The sequence below is a fragment of the Parabacteroides sp. AT13 genome (assembly GCF_002272965.1).
GTDB lineage: Bacteria > Bacteroidota > Bacteroidia > Bacteroidales > Tannerellaceae > Parabacteroides > Parabacteroides distasonis.
In genome coordinates this window covers 287,176-302,146 of sequence record NZ_NQMH01000001.1, presented here as the reverse complement: position 1 = coordinate 302,146, position 14,971 = coordinate 287,176, and the positions used below count along the sequence as shown (strand labels likewise).

At 47.7% G+C, this 14,971-nt stretch carries 17 protein-coding genes and 1 pseudogene; 4 read left to right on the top strand and 14 right to left on the bottom strand.

Annotated elements, in window-relative coordinates; all coding sequences use genetic code 11:
• Window positions 1-2 precede the first annotated feature (2 nt).
• Complete coding sequence (locus CI959_RS01490) at window positions 3-875, top strand: N-acetylmuramoyl-L-alanine amidase-like domain-containing protein (RefSeq protein ID WP_057317592.1); 873 nt, start codon at window positions 3-5, stop codon at window positions 873-875.
• Here CI959_RS01490 and CI959_RS01485 read toward each other — a convergent pair.
• Window positions 869-3,073 carry a DUF5686 family protein gene (locus CI959_RS01485; RefSeq protein WP_057317593.1) on the bottom strand — a complete coding sequence of 735 codons (2,205 nt, stop codon included), beginning with the start codon at window positions 3,071-3,073 and terminating at the stop codon, window positions 869-871. The two genes, CI959_RS01490 and CI959_RS01485, sit on opposite strands and share 7 nt — an antisense overlap.
• A 162-nt stretch (window positions 3,074-3,235) precedes the next feature.
• On the opposite strand from CI959_RS01485, the gene CI959_RS01480 reads away from it, so the two are divergent.
• Complete coding sequence (locus CI959_RS01480; RefSeq protein WP_005861828.1) at window positions 3,236-3,937, top strand: Crp/Fnr family transcriptional regulator; 702 nt, start codon at window positions 3,236-3,238, stop codon at window positions 3,935-3,937.
• A 62-nt stretch (window positions 3,938-3,999) separates the two neighbouring features.
• Here CI959_RS01480 and kdsA read toward each other — a convergent pair whose 3' ends face one another.
• The 11 genes and pseudogenes from kdsA to CI959_RS01425 all read right to left on the bottom strand — a co-directional run bounded on the left by kdsA (window position 4,000) and on the right by CI959_RS01425 (window position 10,612).
• Window positions 4,000-4,803 carry a 3-deoxy-8-phosphooctulonate synthase gene (gene kdsA / locus CI959_RS01475; RefSeq protein WP_008780822.1) on the bottom strand — a complete coding sequence of 268 codons (804 nt, stop codon included), beginning with the start codon at window positions 4,801-4,803 and terminating at the stop codon, window positions 4,000-4,002.
• Window positions 4,800-5,723, bottom strand: a complete 924-nt coding sequence (gene miaA, locus CI959_RS01470; protein ID WP_005861832.1) for a tRNA (adenosine(37)-N6)-dimethylallyltransferase MiaA — start codon at window positions 5,721-5,723, stop codon at window positions 4,800-4,802. Before miaA ends, kdsA begins: the two co-directional genes overlap by 4 nt.
• A 69-nt stretch (window positions 5,724-5,792) precedes the next feature.
• Window positions 5,793-6,794 carry a type I glyceraldehyde-3-phosphate dehydrogenase gene (gene gap / locus CI959_RS01465; RefSeq protein ID WP_005861834.1) on the bottom strand — a complete coding sequence of 334 codons (1,002 nt, stop codon included), beginning with the start codon at window positions 6,792-6,794 and terminating at the stop codon, window positions 5,793-5,795.
• Between the two features lie 185 nt (window positions 6,795-6,979).
• Window positions 6,980-7,354 carry a hypothetical protein gene (locus tag CI959_RS01460; protein WP_005861836.1) on the bottom strand — a complete coding sequence of 125 codons (375 nt, stop codon included), beginning with the start codon at window positions 7,352-7,354 and terminating at the stop codon, window positions 6,980-6,982.
• A complete protein-coding gene (locus CI959_RS01455; protein WP_005861838.1) occupies window positions 7,314-7,721 on the bottom strand; it encodes a phage holin family protein in 408 nt (135 codons plus the stop codon). The genes CI959_RS01460 and CI959_RS01455 overlap by 41 nt, the downstream gene beginning before the upstream one ends.
• A gap of 7 nt (window positions 7,722-7,728) precedes the next feature.
• Complete coding sequence (locus tag CI959_RS01450; RefSeq protein ID WP_005861840.1) at window positions 7,729-7,950, bottom strand: YtxH domain-containing protein; 222 nt, start codon at window positions 7,948-7,950, stop codon at window positions 7,729-7,731.
• Window positions 7,951-8,039: 89 nt separating this feature from the next.
• Entirely contained in the window at window positions 8,040-8,891 is an 852-nt protein-coding gene (gene prmA / locus CI959_RS01445; protein ID WP_005861841.1) for a 50S ribosomal protein L11 methyltransferase, read from the bottom strand.
• Between the two features lie 78 nt (window positions 8,892-8,969).
• The gene (locus CI959_RS01440) at window positions 8,970-9,416 is read right to left on the bottom strand and encodes an N-acetylmuramoyl-L-alanine amidase (RefSeq protein ID WP_008780824.1); all 447 of its coding nucleotides are present in this window, start codon (window positions 9,414-9,416) and stop codon (window positions 8,970-8,972) included.
• A gap of 318 nt (window positions 9,417-9,734) precedes the next feature.
• Window positions 9,735-9,833, bottom strand: a complete 99-nt coding sequence (locus CI959_RS21435) for a smalltalk protein (protein ID WP_005861849.1) — start codon at window positions 9,831-9,833, stop codon at window positions 9,735-9,737.
• A gap of 43 nt (window positions 9,834-9,876) precedes the next feature.
• Window positions 9,877-10,104, bottom strand: a pseudogene (locus CI959_RS22050) (hypothetical protein); the annotation flags it as partial.
• Between the two features lie 10 nt (window positions 10,105-10,114).
• Complete coding sequence (locus CI959_RS01425) at window positions 10,115-10,612, bottom strand: HU family DNA-binding protein (protein ID WP_005865971.1); 498 nt, start codon at window positions 10,610-10,612, stop codon at window positions 10,115-10,117.
• 227 nt (window positions 10,613-10,839) lie between these two features.
• Here CI959_RS01425 and CI959_RS01420 point away from each other — a divergent pair, with 227 nt between their 5' ends.
• A complete protein-coding gene (locus CI959_RS01420; RefSeq protein WP_057317594.1) occupies window positions 10,840-11,079 on the top strand; it encodes a DUF4248 domain-containing protein in 240 nt (79 codons plus the stop codon).
• Window positions 11,080-11,312: 233 nt separating this feature from the next.
• Here the strand turns inward: CI959_RS01420 and CI959_RS01415 are convergent, their stop codons facing one another.
• Window positions 11,313-13,118: a DUF3987 domain-containing protein gene (locus CI959_RS01415; protein WP_057317595.1), complete on the bottom strand. Its 1,806-nt coding sequence runs from the start codon at window positions 13,116-13,118 to the stop codon at window positions 11,313-11,315.
• Window positions 13,119-13,144: 26 nt separating this feature from the next.
• Entirely contained in the window at window positions 13,145-13,777 is a 633-nt protein-coding gene (locus CI959_RS01410; RefSeq protein ID WP_010185435.1) for a BT4734/BF3469 family protein, read from the bottom strand.
• Window positions 13,778-13,919: 142 nt separating this feature from the next.
• On the opposite strand from CI959_RS01410, the gene CI959_RS01405 reads away from it, so the two are divergent.
• Entirely contained in the window at window positions 13,920-14,852 is a 933-nt protein-coding gene (locus tag CI959_RS01405; protein ID WP_057317596.1) for a site-specific integrase, read from the top strand.
• Window positions 14,853-14,971 lie beyond the last annotated feature (119 nt).

The following is a 14,971-nucleotide window of genomic DNA, read 5'->3' as shown; positions in this document are numbered from 1 at the left end:
TTATGAGAAGGGGAATGCTACTGCTCGGTTTTTGGATGTGTGTATGTATGGTGTTTTTAGTGAACGCCCAAGAGCATACATCCCGTAAGTTGTATTGTACGGATGAGGATCGTGCTATTTTCGATCGGTATTGTACCCAGATGGAACCTGAGAAATCGTTACCCCTAGACGAGCTAATGATCCATACCGCCCTTTTCTTCCGGGGGACTCCTTATGTCGCCTCTACCTTGGAAAAGGAGCCGGAGGGCTTGGTGGTCAATCTGCAGGAATTGGATTGTACTACATTTGCGGAGACCGTATTGGCTTTATCCCGCACCCTACGGGAAGAAAATCCTACCTTTGAGAACTTTTGTGAGAATTTACAGCAGCTCCGGTACAGAGACGGCACAATCCATGATTACACGGATCGTTTGCATTATATGACCGACTGGTTCTATGAGAACGAGCGAAAAGGAATCGTGAAAGATATAGGGCGGGAGATCGGTGGTGCCTCCCTACCTTTGGATTTATCTTTTATATCCACGCATCCGGATAGCTATAAGCAATTGAAGAACCATCCGGAAAGGGTTCGAAGGATGGCCGATAAGGAAAAGGAGATAAACCTGCGTCCTCATTATTATGTGCCTAAACAGGAGATCGAGAAATGTTCGTCCGGAATCAAGAATGGCGATATCCTCTGTTTTGTTACTTCTATCAAGGGGCTGGACGTGACGCATGTCGGGATTGCCTATTGGAAGGATGGACAACTGACATTTATCCATGCCTCTTCTTCCGCTAAAAAGGTAATCATCCAAGCATCCTCCTTACGAGATTACGCCGAGGGGATAAAGAGCTGTAAAGGGATATTGGTAGCCCGCCCACTATCGATTTATTGAAATAACTCGAAGGCAAACTTGAATCCCATGCTTTGGTAATGCCAGCGATCGAATCCGGCGAATATCCCGATATTAAAGATATGGTTCCCGATCCCGTATCCGACTTCCGTATAGCTAGGCAAGACCGGTGTCCATAGCTGGCTCAGATAAAAGCGTTCGGAGAGGATATAGCGTGAGGCCGTTTGCATGAATTTTTTCGTGGAGTTGATGCGGAGGATCTTGAATAAGACAAAAGGGCTTTCATACATGAAATGTGCTTGTATATACTTATCGGAGGCATTGAACCACTCGCCTTTCAGTAGATTGAAGACTCCGCCAATCTGATCATCCCATGTATCGGGGAAATTCCTGCGGGTGAAATACCTAAAGTCCGCGAAATAGGTAGACTTCTGTTGCGTATAAAGACCGGCGCTGATATGATAGTTCAATCGTCTGCACAGGCCAAGCATAAGGCTTTGATGCATGTCCGCCTCTATACGTCCGTAATCTCCCGAGCTTTTCCCGACTCCGGGGATACCTCTCGCTATTTCGATTGATATCGTGGGATAATACGAATAGACATACTCCTTCCGGTATCCGTCCATGCGATAATATTGGCGGGGGGTATAGGAGAAACCGAGCGTGGGCGTAAAGTCATTATAATTTTGGCTAAGTATTTCCTCTACATCATCCCCGGGATCAATCGCCACTTTCTTTTTAGAGGGGATACGGCGATGGTAAGAGATGCCTGTTGTTAATTGAAACCCATTGAATAACTCAATGGAGTTTTTTATTTCCGCATAGTAGTGTTTGAAATACTCAAGGTTTAAATCATCAAAATTGAAGGTGGAATCCTTTAGTTCCTCATTGATCTTTTGGGTGATCTCGGAGGAATAGCTTTCATTACTGTTTCCTACTTCTACCGATAAAATTCCCCGTTTCTGCGGCGAGTATTCCCAATCGCCTCCAACCTTGAAAAATATCTGCTTGCGCTTGAATACGTAACCTATCTCCGGACGAAAACGAATTTGCTTGTCACGGGTAAATGTCTTGCTGATACGGAATCGCTGTTTGTAAGTGATGCCGTTACGGGCGGAATAACCCAATTGGAATGGATTCAGAAGCCCGGAATATTTAATACGGGTCGTTTTATAATCCATATTGACCGTATTCGTTAACTGCTCCGTTAGTTTAACGTACTTCTGGAGATCATCGGCCGTATCGATTTTATTTATATTCTGCTCTTGGGCTTTATTGTATAAGTGGGCTTCATCCGGACTCAAGGGATTGTCACGATGGATATTCCAATACGTGGAATCCCTGATAATAGGAACCGTATCGGACGAGAGCTTGTAATAATTGGTCAGGTCCAAGGATTTCCATTTATGGCTTTCGTTGTCCTCCTCCACCCATTCCACTTCCTGATACTTAAAGGAAGAATGGTAGGTGGTTGCCACTGCGTTTCCCAATACCCTGTATCGGAGGAATAGATCCGCCTTCTCGGGCAGGATGAACCGCCTGAAATCCCGTCCGTAGCTCATGACTAGGTTGAATTCGGCGAAAGAGTAACGACCGTTCATATCGATCTTATCGATCGTCCATGACTGGTCGATGATATATAGATCCCCGCATACCAATTTCTGGCTCCATTGCTTCGGCAGGAAACGGATTTTGTAAATCGTCAAGCCGTTGATAGTTTCCAGCCCTTCCAAATTGAACGTATAAAACTTAAAAGCGTTGCTAGCTATCGGCATGAAGATAGCATCATCGTAAGCGGTAGGGGAGTATACGTTCAAATTCAAGAAGGCCAAGGCCTCCTGCTGCTTTTTCCCGTTGGGTATGCTGTTTCCGTTGACCGCCTTTAGATCATGAAGATAGTTCTGCGGAGCGTTAAATTTAGATTGGCTGACCATCTCAAAAAGCATATCCTTATTTTTTCGGTCGATAGGGAAGATATGGTGGGCGAGACGTATTAACATATTTTGTTTTAAAATTTCTGTACGTCCTTTGATATAGATCTCAGCCTCATATTTCGATACCGTATTTTGGTATTGGGTTGCCTTTTCGATAACAAGGTGCATGATCGAGTCCGCCCGTTCTCTCGTTTCTCGATTCCCCTTGCCAAAAGACAGGATCTTATCACTATAAGTATCAGTGCTCTTCGCGAAAATACTTATAGAGATTAAAATCAAGGTAAGTATCGAATATAACTTTTTCAACGATTTTACATTCTTTCCAGACAAACATAATGAATAAATTTCAGTTTAGACGTGAAAGAAAGTAAAATGTTACAATATGGTGTAATTAATCGTACAAAAGTTTTTATTTTATCAAAAGAAAAATCGTATATTTGTGCTTCATAAGTATGTTATATAGCAGTCGTGGTTAAACAGCAAAAAGAAGAGGTCGATTTATCGGCCAGTTTATCAGAGGTGTGGAGGGTTCTGACCGATAAGGAACGTGAGATCCTCCGTAGTAATTCGACGATCCAGCATTTCAAACGTAACGAGTTGATTTATTGCGAGGGCGACGAACCAAAGGACATGATGTGCTTGTTAAAGGGTAAAGTGAAGATTTACAAGGATGGAGTAGGTGGCAGAAGCCAGATTATCCGAATGATTAAGCCTGTGCAGTATTTTGGTTACCGGGCTAGTTTCGCTCAAGAAGATTACTTGACGAACGCTTCCGCATTCGAGGCTTCTACGGTTTGCATGATTCCTATGACAGTGGTTACGGGCCTTTTAATGAGTAATCCGAATTTGGCTATGTTTTTCATCCGACAATTATCCATTGATCTCGGTATCTCGGATGAACGTACGGTTAACCTTACGCAAAAACATATTCGTGGGCGATTAGCTGAATCTTTGTTATTCCTGAAAGATAGTTACGGACTGGAAGAAGACGGTGCTACGTTAAGCATCTATTTGGCTCGTGAAGATCTGGCAAATCTATCTAATATGACTACATCGAATGCTATTCGCACGTTGTCTACCTTTGTGGCGGAACGTATCATTGCTTTAGACGGTAGAAAGATTAAGTTGATAGATGAAGATCGGTTGAAGAAAATCAGCAAGATGGGATAATTAGATTATTGATCGTAAAAATAAGAAATAAAGGGGCCTTTTTAGTAAGGGCCCCTTATTTTTTATAGGATCGCTTGGCGTAAACGTACCAAACGTGTCAAAAGATCTTCTAATAAATCCAGTCTGAGCATATTGGCCCCGTCGGATTTGGCTTGGCTTGGCTCCGGGTGGGTCTCTATAAACAGGCCGTCCGTGCCTATGGCTATAGCGGCTTTCGCTATCGTCTCGATAAGGGCGGGCAATCCACCGGTCACGCCGGAGGTTTGGTTCGGCTGTTGCAAGGAATGGGTTACATCCATAATGACTGGGAAACCGAATGTTTGCATTTGCGGGATACCCCGGAAATCGACAACAAGGTCGGTATAGCCGAATGTCGTTCCCCGCTCGGTGATCATGACATTATCATTTCCTGCGTCCACTACCTTTTGTACGGCGAATTGCATGGCACCCGGCGAAAGGAACTGTCCTTTCTTTATATTGACGATCTTCCCGGTCTCGGCCGCCGCTACCAATAAATCCGTTTGGCGGCATAGGAAAGCCGGGATTTGAAGGACATCGACATATTCGGCGGCCATGGCAGCTTCCGTTGTCTCATGGATGTCGGTAACGGTGGGAATATCGAACGTCTCGCTCACCTTCCGTAAGATCTTTAACGCCTTCTCATCCCCGATGCCCGTGAAAGAATCCAGACGGGAGCGATTCGCTTTCCGATAGGAGCCTTTGAATACATAGGGTATATGCAGTCTTTCCGTGATACCCACTATTTTCTCGGCGATACGTAACGCCATATCTTCCCCCTCGATTACGCAAGGACCTGCCATCAAGAAGAAGTTCTCGCTTTTATTTAGATCGTTTATTGTTATCATAGCTGATTATTTAGAATTCGCATTGTTGTCGCTATTTTTTCTTCGGTCGGTAGAGTGGCGTCTATCCAATGAATCTCGCAACCCCGGCGCTCCATGCCCCGGAACCAAGTCATTTGCCTCTTGGCGAATTGATGGATAGCTATCTCGAGTTGCGAGACCATCTCCTCAAAAGAGAGTTCCCCGATAATATATAAAGTAAGAAACTTATATTCCAATCCGTAATAGATCAAGTCCTCCGGTTTAACACCCGTAGCCAAGATCGTACGAACCTCATCCACCATTCCTTCGTCCAACCGGGTCCGCAAGCGTCTGGATATTTTTTCCCTACGTAATTCCCGGTCGATGTGGATACCGATGATCAGGCTGTTGATCGGATTATATTCATTTACGTCTGGTGCCTGAGTCTTATAATACTCCTCGATCTCGATCGCACGGATAGCCCGCTGGGCGGTGTCCACGTCCGTTTTATTATGTAATATCTTATAAGAGGCGAGGATGGTTTCCAGTTCCTCCAAGGTTTTATTCCTCAAGGATTCCCTTAGCTCAGGATTTTGAGGCACGTCTAATAGCTTATATCCTTTTAGTACGGCCTCTATGTACATCCCGGTTCCTCCACATAAGATCGGGAGTTTACCCCTCCGCTTCATATCCTCATAGACCCGGAAAAAGTCATGCTGATACTCAAATACGTTATATTTATAGCCGGGCTCGCAGATATCGATCAAGTGATAGGGGATTTGTTTTCCATTCACGTTGTAATCGGCCAAATCCTTACCCGTCCCGATATCCATAGAACGATAGATCTGCCGAGAATCAGCGCTGATGATCTCCGTATCCAACTGGGCGGCGAGAGCGGCGGCGAAGGTCGTCTTTCCGGAAGCCGTAGGCCCTAGAATCGTGATAAGTTCATATGATTTCATAATACAAACGTACGAAAAAAAAGGCCATCCTCAAAGAGGATAGCCTTTTCTATGTAGAGTGGTAATAAATTACTTACCAGCGATAACGCGAGCCATCTCACAAACTTTGTTTGAATAACCCCACTCGTTGTCGTACCAAGATACGATCTTAGCGAAGTTAGAATCCAAAGAGATACCAGCTTTAGCGTCGAAGATAGAAGTGTTAGCACAGCCACGGAAGTCAGTTGAAACAACTGCGTCTTCAGTATAACCAAGAACACCTTTCAATTCGCCTTCAGAAGCCTCCTTCATTGCAGCGCAGATGTCAGCCATAGAAGCCTCTTTCTCAAGAACTACTGTCAAGTCAACAACAGAAACATCAGAAGTCGGTACACGGAAAGCCATACCTGTCAATTTGCCGTTCAATACAGGTAATACTTTACCTACAGCCTTAGCGGCACCCGTTGAAGAAGGGATGATGTTCTCAAGGATACCACGACCACCTCTCCAGTCTTTCTTAGAAGGACCGTCTACAGTCTTCTGAGTAGCTGTAGCAGCGTGAACTGTCGTCATCAAACCTTTAACGATACCGAACTTGTCGTTCAAAACCTTAGCGATAGGAGCCAAGCAGTTTGTAGTACAAGAAGCGTTAGAGATAATGTCTTGACCTGCGTAAGTTGTATGGTTAACACCGTAAACGAACATAGGAGTAGCGTCCTTAGAAGGAGCAGACATGATAACTTTCTTAGCGCCAGCTTGGATGTGTTTGCGAGCTGTCTCGTCTGTCAAGAAGAAACCAGTAGACTCAACAACAACGTCAGCGTCAACCTCGTTCCATTTCAAGTTAGCAGGATCCATCTCAGCAGTTAAACGGATCTTGTTACCGTTTACAACCAAAGCGCCGTCTTCTACAGCTACTTCGCCGTCGAAACGACCGTGTACTGAGTCATATTTCAACATGTATGCCAAGTAATCAGCATCCAAAAGGTCGTTGATACCTACAACTTGAATATCGTTGCCAAAGTTAGCAACTGCAGCACGGAACACCATACGTCCGATACGGCCAAAACCGTTAATACCTAGTTTGATCATTGTAATAAAACTTTTTATGGGTTTATTAATAATAAGTCTTTATTTTTATCTCTTATCCATCGCAAGGAGTAGATATTCATTTTATCCTTGCTTTAACGACTGCAAATGTAGTCATGTTTTTTGTATTGAGCCTTATAATATAGCTAGAAAAAAGCTGCCCTCTAACATAAATTAATTGTTGGAGGTTATTTCTTTTTCTTGAATAAGAGATTAGAGAACCATTTTTTCGCTTTTTTGATTCCCCACGTCATAATAAATGGTTGAGCGAGATCCCAAGCGATGGGAATCATGCCTTTCGCTATGGATAAATAGTCTGAGATCCCTAAAGCGATGGAGGGTTGTCCAGCCGTTACGGGAGCTGTGTTCTTGTCGTTTGTTTTTGTCGTTGACTTATTGCTCGGGAAAAGGAGAGACGATAATCCGGATAACAATAAACTTCCGGCGTTCTCCTGTATATAAGAGAAATCCTCATTCAATTTCTGTTCCTGTCGCTTACATTGTCTCTGTATGCGTTCTTTGTCAGAAATCAGTTTCTCCAGTGGGGTTTGCCGGTTGTTCATCGTTTGTCGCGTTATTTTTATCGTCATTCGCCGTCATGGCGGCTATTACCTCATTTAATACTTTTGTGCTGATCCTGTCCCTATTCATTATTATAATGCCGATAAGTAGCAGGTACAAGACCGCCACGATACCGAATCCGAACCCGGAGGAGCCGAGCCAATCCCCTAGGAAGAAGCCCAAGGCCAAGAATATGAACAAGATGGCGAAGAACGCCAAGAACAATAATATCAAGCCATATGAGAGAACGGCTATGACTTTACCCGTTCTCTCATATGTGCTCAACTTTAGGAGCTCAAGTTTTAACTCCACATAAGCCGATACATCTTCTTTCAGCTCACGGAAGACTGTTCCTGAATCTTTCTCCATACAAAGCTTATTCAGCTACGATTTCTTCTGTTGCCTGTACTACTTCTTGCTTTCCTTCTTTATATTTGGCAAGAGCGGAGTTAAAACCTTCTTTTACTTTTCCGACAACACCGTTCAATTCTTCCAGTAATTGTTCTCTCTTATCTGTCGCTGCCAAATAACCTACAGCGGCACCAACAGCCGCGCCTACTACAAGGCCAAGTAATAATTTTGAATCTACGCTTTTCATAACTTTTTCTTTTTAGAAGTTTCCACTAAGATAACGTATTTATTTGGATTAAGGTTTATCTTTGTCTTAACTTTTGTTGTTAAAAAAAGTTATCCTTTTAAGACCTTCACGGCAACCCAGTTATTTCTTTCGTTATAAGAATCCAATTTCAGCCCGTTCTTCTGACATTCTGCTTCTATCGCCGGGATATCTTCTACATAAAAGCCGCTCATAAATAGGATGCTTCCCGGTTTCATACTGTTTGTATATTGACAAATGTCATTCAGGAGGATGTTCCGGTTGATATTGGCGAAGACGATGTCGAATAGTCCGAATTCCTTGATTTTCTCGGCGCCGCCCAAGGCTACTTGTATGTCTTCGGTATGATTCAGGCGGATATTCTCTAGGGCGTTGTTATAAGCCCATTCGTCGATGTCGATGGCCGCTACCCGTTTCGCCCCTTTCAGCCGGGCCAAGATGGCCAGCACGGCTGTGCCGCATCCCATATCCAGTAGCTCCTTACCTTCTAGGTCTAGTTTCAGCATCTCGCTTATCATCAAATAAGTCGTTTCGTGATTGCCGGTGCCGAAAGCCATTTTCGGGTCTATTATTATATTATATGTATAGCCGGGCTCCGCCTCGTGGAAGGAGGCACGGATAATGCACTCGTTTCCGATCCGGATGGGTTTGAAATAATTCTTCTCCCACTCCTCATTCCAATCCTTGCTTTCTACCCATTTGGAGGTGTAATCGATCCGGGTATTCTCTAGCGGAAAGTCGGCCAGTTTATCATCCAATGTCTTTTTGTCGTATAAAGCCTCGGATATATATCCCAGCAAACCCTTCTCGCTTTCCGTAAAGCTCTCAAAACCGATTTCCCCCAACTCGGCGGCCAGCACGTCATTGATAATCTCTTTCTCGATAGGAGAGGTGTATGTGAAACTAAGTTCGTAGTAGTTCATGTCGTATCTTTTTGTTTATTTTCTATATTGTCCGCAAACATACGAAAAAATCTGTTGCCTATTCAAATATCACGAAGCCTAATACAATTCCGCATATTCTTTCTCCGCGTCGAAGCAGGGGCAAGCCTTGCGGATATAGGGGCTGAGTTGGTAATGTCCCAGGATATGCGCTGACGGGTAATCACGGCGTAGCTGCCGCAAGAGATCGAGCAGGGTACAACGCTGGGCGTAGGTGCGGGTATCAGCGGGAAGACCTCGCTCATCCAATCCGCCCTCGTAGCAAATACCCAGACTGTGATCGTTCCAGCCCGAGGCGTGTGCCCCGATCTGGTTCTCCGGCCGGCAGCGGTGCAGCTCGCCATCCCGGGTGATATAGTAATGATAGCCGATGTCAGCGAACCCACGATCCTTGTGTGCGCTTCGAAGCGCTTCCACGGGAAAATCCCGGTCGTAGCGTGTTGCGCTGCAATGAATTACAAGGAGGCGAACCTCCCTGTAATTCTGGTAAAAGCAATATTGTTTCATTTTTATTCTTTTTTTAGTTTGTGTGTTACTTTTCTCTTGAAAGAAAAGTAACCAAAAGTTCAAGGCTGACGCGGACGGGCTACTCGTCGGCCTTCGCTCGCTGTCGCGTCCCAACTCGCTTCGCTCAAACAGGGACGCTCCTGTCGCTCACTTCGGCCGCCTCGCTTTACGCCCGCCCGCTAAGGCCGGATGGAGAGCCGTTCCCGGCTCTTTGAGGAGAGGCCGGCCCCTTGAGAAAGACTGTCCTTCTGGGTAGAGGGTGTCCTCTTTTGGGGAGGTTGTCTTCTTTAGGGAGTGGGAATGGGTGGGGGAGGCTTGCTAAAACAATTGGCAAGCTTGCAGGCCGAAGGCCCCTGCGATGGCGGTGGCTACGGCGATGATCACTTTGAGAATGGTACTCCAAACAGACTTCTTCATGATAATTAATAATTAATAGTGAACAATGAATAATGAATAATGATATCCCGGCTGATATAAGAGGAAAGCGACGCTTTCCTTCGGACGGCCTCAGCGGACGGGCGTGAAGCGGAGAGACCGTAGCGAGCGCCCGGAGCATCCCTGTTTGAGCGTAGCGAGTTGGGATGCGACAGCGAGCGCAGGTCTCGAAGTAGCCCGTCCGCGTCAGCCTTGACCTTTTGGTTACTTTTGGGTCAAGCCAAAAGTGACATACCGATTGGGTGTAAGCCAAAAGTGACACGCTAGATCTCGTCAGGCGATTCCGAGTCGTCCCCTCCGGAAGCGGGCTTCTTGCTGATATCGACAGAGGTCTCCCCGGCCTTCTCCGCACGAAGCACGGCTTGCTGAGCCTTGCGACTGGCCACCGGCTGGAACTCTAGTCCGGCGAAGATGTTCTTCAGGTCCTCACCCGGTATATACTGGATGTTGACACCGGTGATGTTTGTAGATGTGAATTTCTCAAGACTCTCCGCCCCCTCGTTGAGTATCTGTAGACGGAATTTGCCTAAATCGCCGAAATCCACCTGCTTTCCCTCTTGGAGGGCATCAAGCAGGTTCTCGACGGTGGAGATCAATACCGCTACCACGTCCGCACGGCTGACGGTGGTTTGCATGGATACCCGGCGACTCAGTTGCTTGAGCGACAGCTCTCCATTGACCTGTGCCGTGGCGTACGCTTTCGCCGGCTCGTCTTTCTTCAAAGGGTTGGGCCGAAGGGCCACACTGTAATTTAATGCCATAGTTTTGATAATTAAAAATTGATAATTGATAATTGAAAATGGGATCGATCTGTTTTCGATTACGAATGTACGACTTCCGGTTTCCTCCGGAATGAGTCTCGTAGAGGCGGTGTGAAATCGGGGTATATAAGGTGATAAAAGATGAATATTAGTGGATCGGATCGTTGCCGGATTCGTACTTTTTCAGTATCTTTATTCCTGTAAATGAATTGAAAAACACCTATTTTATGCAAACAAACAACGAATATCTGGATGAGTGGCCGGTGCGCCCTTATAGCAAACGGGAGTTGGCCATAGCCTATGCTCCCGATATCAGTCCGTGTTCCGCTCTTAACCGCTTGGCGGGATGGGTCCGACATCATCAGAAGCTCAGCCATGAGCTGGATGAGACGGGTTACCAAAACCGGCAGCGGATTTTCACCTCCCTGCAAGTGGAACTGATCTTTCGCTATTTGGGCCGTCCTTGAACGAGGATCTTCCACGTTCGCTTTCGCATGCGTATATCGGCATCGCTTCATGCGTATATTGACGTTAGCCCACACGTATATCGGCGTGGCCCTGTACGGGCGTAGGCGTGAGGCGATGCCGGTGTACGTGTGGGGCGTGCGACTTATGCGAGTAATGCAAATAATGCAAGTAATGCAGTACCTGTTTTCCCACACACGTGCGTACATACTTAAAAGAAGAGGAAGAAGAGGGATTATGTTTTCTTATAATCCCCTCGTTTTTCTCCCTTTCGGACGATTCCCTGTTTCTGCCAACGTTGCAAGCAACTGCATGCGGTGTTTTTGGGTATCTTCAGCTTCTCGGCTTCTTCCAAGAGGGATTGATAGGTGAAACCCGTATCCAAGGTGATGAAGAGACGTTCTTGGTCGGCCATGCCCCGGTTCTTCACCTCGTTGGCGGGAAGGAACGAGAGTATGTGTACGGCGTGTAGGTACATAGGCTCGGCCAAGGAAAGGACCGCTTGGAAATCATCCTCTTGGATGGAGAGATCCCAGCGGGTGATGATCCCGTCCTTGATGTTGTCGGAGCAGGTCTGCGGGTCTGGCGTGAGCCGGGGCGACTTGCGCAGGCTGGCGGCGAAGTCTCCCGCCTCCTCGCATTCCCCTGTTATTCGCAATAGGGCGACGATCGACAGGATACGTCCGATATTGATGGCCATCCGTACGACGGAGCTGTTCATCTCGTTGCCGGTACCCTTCCGGGAGCGCTCGAACAAGGTTTGGAACACCTCGTTGAAGGAGACGATTTGCGCGTCGGTCAAGCGAAGCGAGATCACCCCCAGTTTCTGGATCTCTCTCAAGTGAGCGATCCAGTCCTTGCCCAATTTCTGGAATTCCAGCGACGTGTCGGTCCGCTGTAGACTGAACTGGTTGATCCAGTGAAGTACACGGGGCATATAATAGAACATTTGCCGGGAGAACAATCCGTTCTCGCTGGAAGGGATCAGCGGCTTCACCTGCCCGGGCGTTCCGCTTATCAATACCGACAGGTGGGAGTGCCGCAGCTCCCGATACTCCCGGTCTGTCCGCCGGTTGTAACTGAGTGGGTCGTGATCGAACGAGCTGCGGATCACCTCGCTCCAATGGCCATAATCCGAGGCGATGGAGTTGCTGACCATGTCCGCCTCGGTCTCGCAGATGATCCCCACGCCGCCCGAGTCGATGATATTCTGCAAGATACCGGTACCGGTGTTGTTGCCGGAGAATATAAACATACGGTTGAGAGGCATTTCCGGTTCCTCGGCTTTCGCCTTTTCCCGTCCCAAGGAATTGAAGGAGGTCATCTCTTTCTTATACCTTTTCATCTCCTCCGCCACGGTCGCCCGGATCTCGTCGTGGATCGGTTGCACGAGCATTCGCGTCCATGCGAGCACGCCTTTTCCGGAGGCGGGGGGAGCGACGATGAAGGTTTGCAAACTGGAGAAGAACCATTTGCCTCCATATAGGAACCGCAGCGTCTGGGCGAGCGAGGCGCCCAAGGTGGTGAGCCCGCCGAGGAGGAGTACGTCCCGTTGCTCCCGGCTCTGTCCGAACGCCATGATCTGCCGCAACATCCGGGGCCACTCATGCCCCTCGGGGAAGAAGGGCAGGTGGGTGAACGGATCGACCTGCTCCTCGATCTCGATCTCTACGTTATTATCGCGCGCACGTGTGTGGGAAAAAGGTGCTGCATTACTTGCATTACTTGCATTATTTGCGTGCGTATCGCGGGGGCGGCTTGGAGGCTCCAGGCGTACGCCCGCCAGTTCGGCCAAGTGGAAGGCCGTACCGAGGTGTATCCTGTGGTCTCCCTTTTTCAAGGCGTTGGAGAAAAGCCGTTCGGCCTTCTCCCGGTTAAACTTCACCGATAGGGAACACAGGGCGATGAACCCTTCTCGTCCTGCCTCGCCGCAATCGTTGGCGATGGCAAACGCCAAGCGCACGTATTCACAATATCCGGGGGCGATATCTACACCCGCCGAACGAACCGCTTCTACTAAGCGGGATAAACTGTCTGACATGTAATTTATGATTTATGAGTTAGATTTCAAATCCTAAAAAGTGCGTTGGGATCATGACATAGGAAACAAGAGCGGACGATGTCTTTGCCGCTCGGGTCTACTTTCTGGGAGCCTCGCGTCTCTCCGTCGCCATACACATATTCCACGTAGTTCATTACGCCTAGGATATGCTCGGAGATATAGGCGGGTGTCTCGTTTCCGGGATGTTCCGGATAGGGGACGAAAGCCTTTACGCCTCGTTCGCTCGGGCTGATGAAGCAGAGGGCGGGGCATAGGTAGGCATCGTCGAACAGCTGTCTTCGAAGAGCTTCCGCCTCCGCGGTAGAGTCCAATCCGTCTACATCCACTACTACCAATCCGCTCGGGGCTAGGAGCCGATCGCTTTTCCGGTAGGAGAAAGTCCCGCAAGGCGTGACATACGGTAGCGTTTGCCGTTTCAGCTCGCTGAATCGTTCCTTGTCACCCGTCTCAAGCGGGAGGCGGAGCTGCCGGGTGAGGCGTTCGAGGGTCGGATCGCCGGTGATGAGTCGGGCCACCTCCTGTAAGGTGACTTCTCGACTGGGATATACGGTAGCCGGTCGTGATACTCGTCCCGTTAGGCTATCTTTGACCGGTGAGATCGGGGCTGCGAAAAGGGACATTTTAAATTCATTTTTCATGTATTCTTTTTCTTAGATTAACGGCGGTGAAGGTCGGATTAATAAAATAAAGTGCGGGACGAACAGTTCGTCCCAATGTTAATGGTGTTGACATGATTAAATAAAAGATAACAGAATAAACAAGGATTTAAGGAGGATTTATATGAAAAAAGAAGACGTGGTGGCGGGTATGTTGGCTTATATAGCCCACCTTCGTGAGGTGGGGCGTTATTCCACGGCGAAGAGTTATCTGGACGCTTTACGCTCGTTCAAGTGTTTTTGCGGGATGGAGGAAATCCCTTATGCCTATATAGACAAAGAGAGGCTCTTGCTTTATCAGGCATGGCTGTCGAAGCGGGGCTGTATGCGCAATACGGTGTCCACCTATATGCGGCGAATCCGGCATATCTATAACTTGGCGGTGGAGGCTGGCGAGGTTTCGTATATCCCGAATCTGTTCAAGGGGGTGTTTACAGGCGTGGAGAGCAAGCGGAAGAAGGCGTTGCCTCTGGATAGCTTGCGCTCGTTGATGGGGACTCCGAGAGTTGAGCCGGAGATGCGGAGAACCCAGCTGTGTTTTTGCCTGATGTTCTCGTTCAGCGGGATGGCGTTCGTGGATTTCGCCCATTTGCGGAAAGAGAATGTCAAGGACGGGGTCTTGTCGTACCACCGTCAGAAGAGCGGGTCTTTCATCCGGGTGGAGATCCCGGCCGATGTACGGCTCTTGTTGGAAGAGTTGGCGGTTTGCACGGACAAGGACTCGCCTTACCTGTTCCCGTTTCTGAGCGGGAAGAAAACGGGTGAGGCGGCCTATGCGGAATACAACGGCGCCTTGCTGCGCTTTAACCGCGACTTGAGGTCGCTGGCGGAGACTTGTGGTGTGGGTGAGCCGGTCACCTCGTACACGATCCGTCACTCTTTCGCCACGACCTTGAAGGAACAGGACGTACCGATCGAGATGATCAGCGAGCTGTTGGGGCATACGTCTATCAAGACCACGCAAATTTACTTGAAGAGCTTTTCCTTGGAACGTCTGTCGGCGGTGAACCGGGCTTGCTTCGAGAGCGTGTATAAACCGGTATCCGAGGTGGGGTAAGAGATTAGCTACTCGGGAAGTAGCGTATTCTTTCATGCCGCGAATATAGTAAAAAATAACTAAAAACAAGCGAATAGATCCGCTTGTTTACTCATTGTAGGCGTTTGATCCTCTCGATT

Bases quoted from the DNA above. Each gene is read 5' to 3' on its own strand.
- CI959_RS01460 (WP_005861836.1), bottom strand. From the start codon at position 7,354: ATGAACAACCGGCAAACCCCACTGGAGAAACTGATTTCTGACAAAGAA.
- CI959_RS01455 (WP_005861838.1), bottom strand. From the start codon at position 7,721: ATGGAGAAAGATTCAGGAACAGTCTTCCGTGAGCTGAAAGAAGATGTA.
- CI959_RS01420 (WP_057317594.1), top strand. From the start codon at position 10,840: ATGCAAACAAACAACGAATATCTGGATGAGTGGCCGGTGCGCCCTTAT.
- CI959_RS01490 (WP_057317592.1), top strand. From the start codon at position 3: ATGAGAAGGGGAATGCTACTGCTCGGTTTTTGGATGTGTGTATGTATG.
- CI959_RS01405 (WP_057317596.1), top strand. From the start codon at position 13,920: ATGAAAAAAGAAGACGTGGTGGCGGGTATGTTGGCTTATATAGCCCAC.
- CI959_RS01450 (WP_005861840.1), bottom strand. From the start codon at position 7,950: ATGAAAAGCGTAGATTCAAAATTATTACTTGGCCTTGTAGTAGGCGCG.
- CI959_RS01415 (WP_057317595.1), bottom strand. From the start codon at position 13,118: ATGTCAGACAGTTTATCCCGCTTAGTAGAAGCGGTTCGTTCGGCGGGT.
- CI959_RS01410 (WP_010185435.1), bottom strand. From the start codon at position 13,777: ATGAAAAATGAATTTAAAATGTCCCTTTTCGCAGCCCCGATCTCACCG.
- CI959_RS01425 (WP_005865971.1), bottom strand. From the start codon at position 10,612: ATGGCATTAAATTACAGTGTGGCCCTTCGGCCCAACCCTTTGAAGAAA.
- kdsA (WP_008780822.1), bottom strand. From the start codon at position 4,803: ATGATAACAATAAACGATCTAAATAAAAGCGAGAACTTCTTCTTGATG.
- CI959_RS21435 (WP_005861849.1), bottom strand. From the start codon at position 9,833: ATGAAGAAGTCTGTTTGGAGTACCATTCTCAAAGTGATCATCGCCGTA.
- gap (WP_005861834.1), bottom strand. From the start codon at position 6,794: ATGATCAAACTAGGTATTAACGGTTTTGGCCGTATCGGACGTATGGTG.
- CI959_RS01440 (WP_008780824.1), bottom strand. From the start codon at position 9,416: ATGAAACAATATTGCTTTTACCAGAATTACAGGGAGGTTCGCCTCCTT.
- prmA (WP_005861841.1), bottom strand. From the start codon at position 8,891: ATGAACTACTACGAACTTAGTTTCACATACACCTCTCCTATCGAGAAA.
- miaA (WP_005861832.1), bottom strand. From the start codon at position 5,723: ATGAAATCATATGAACTTATCACGATTCTAGGGCCTACGGCTTCCGGA.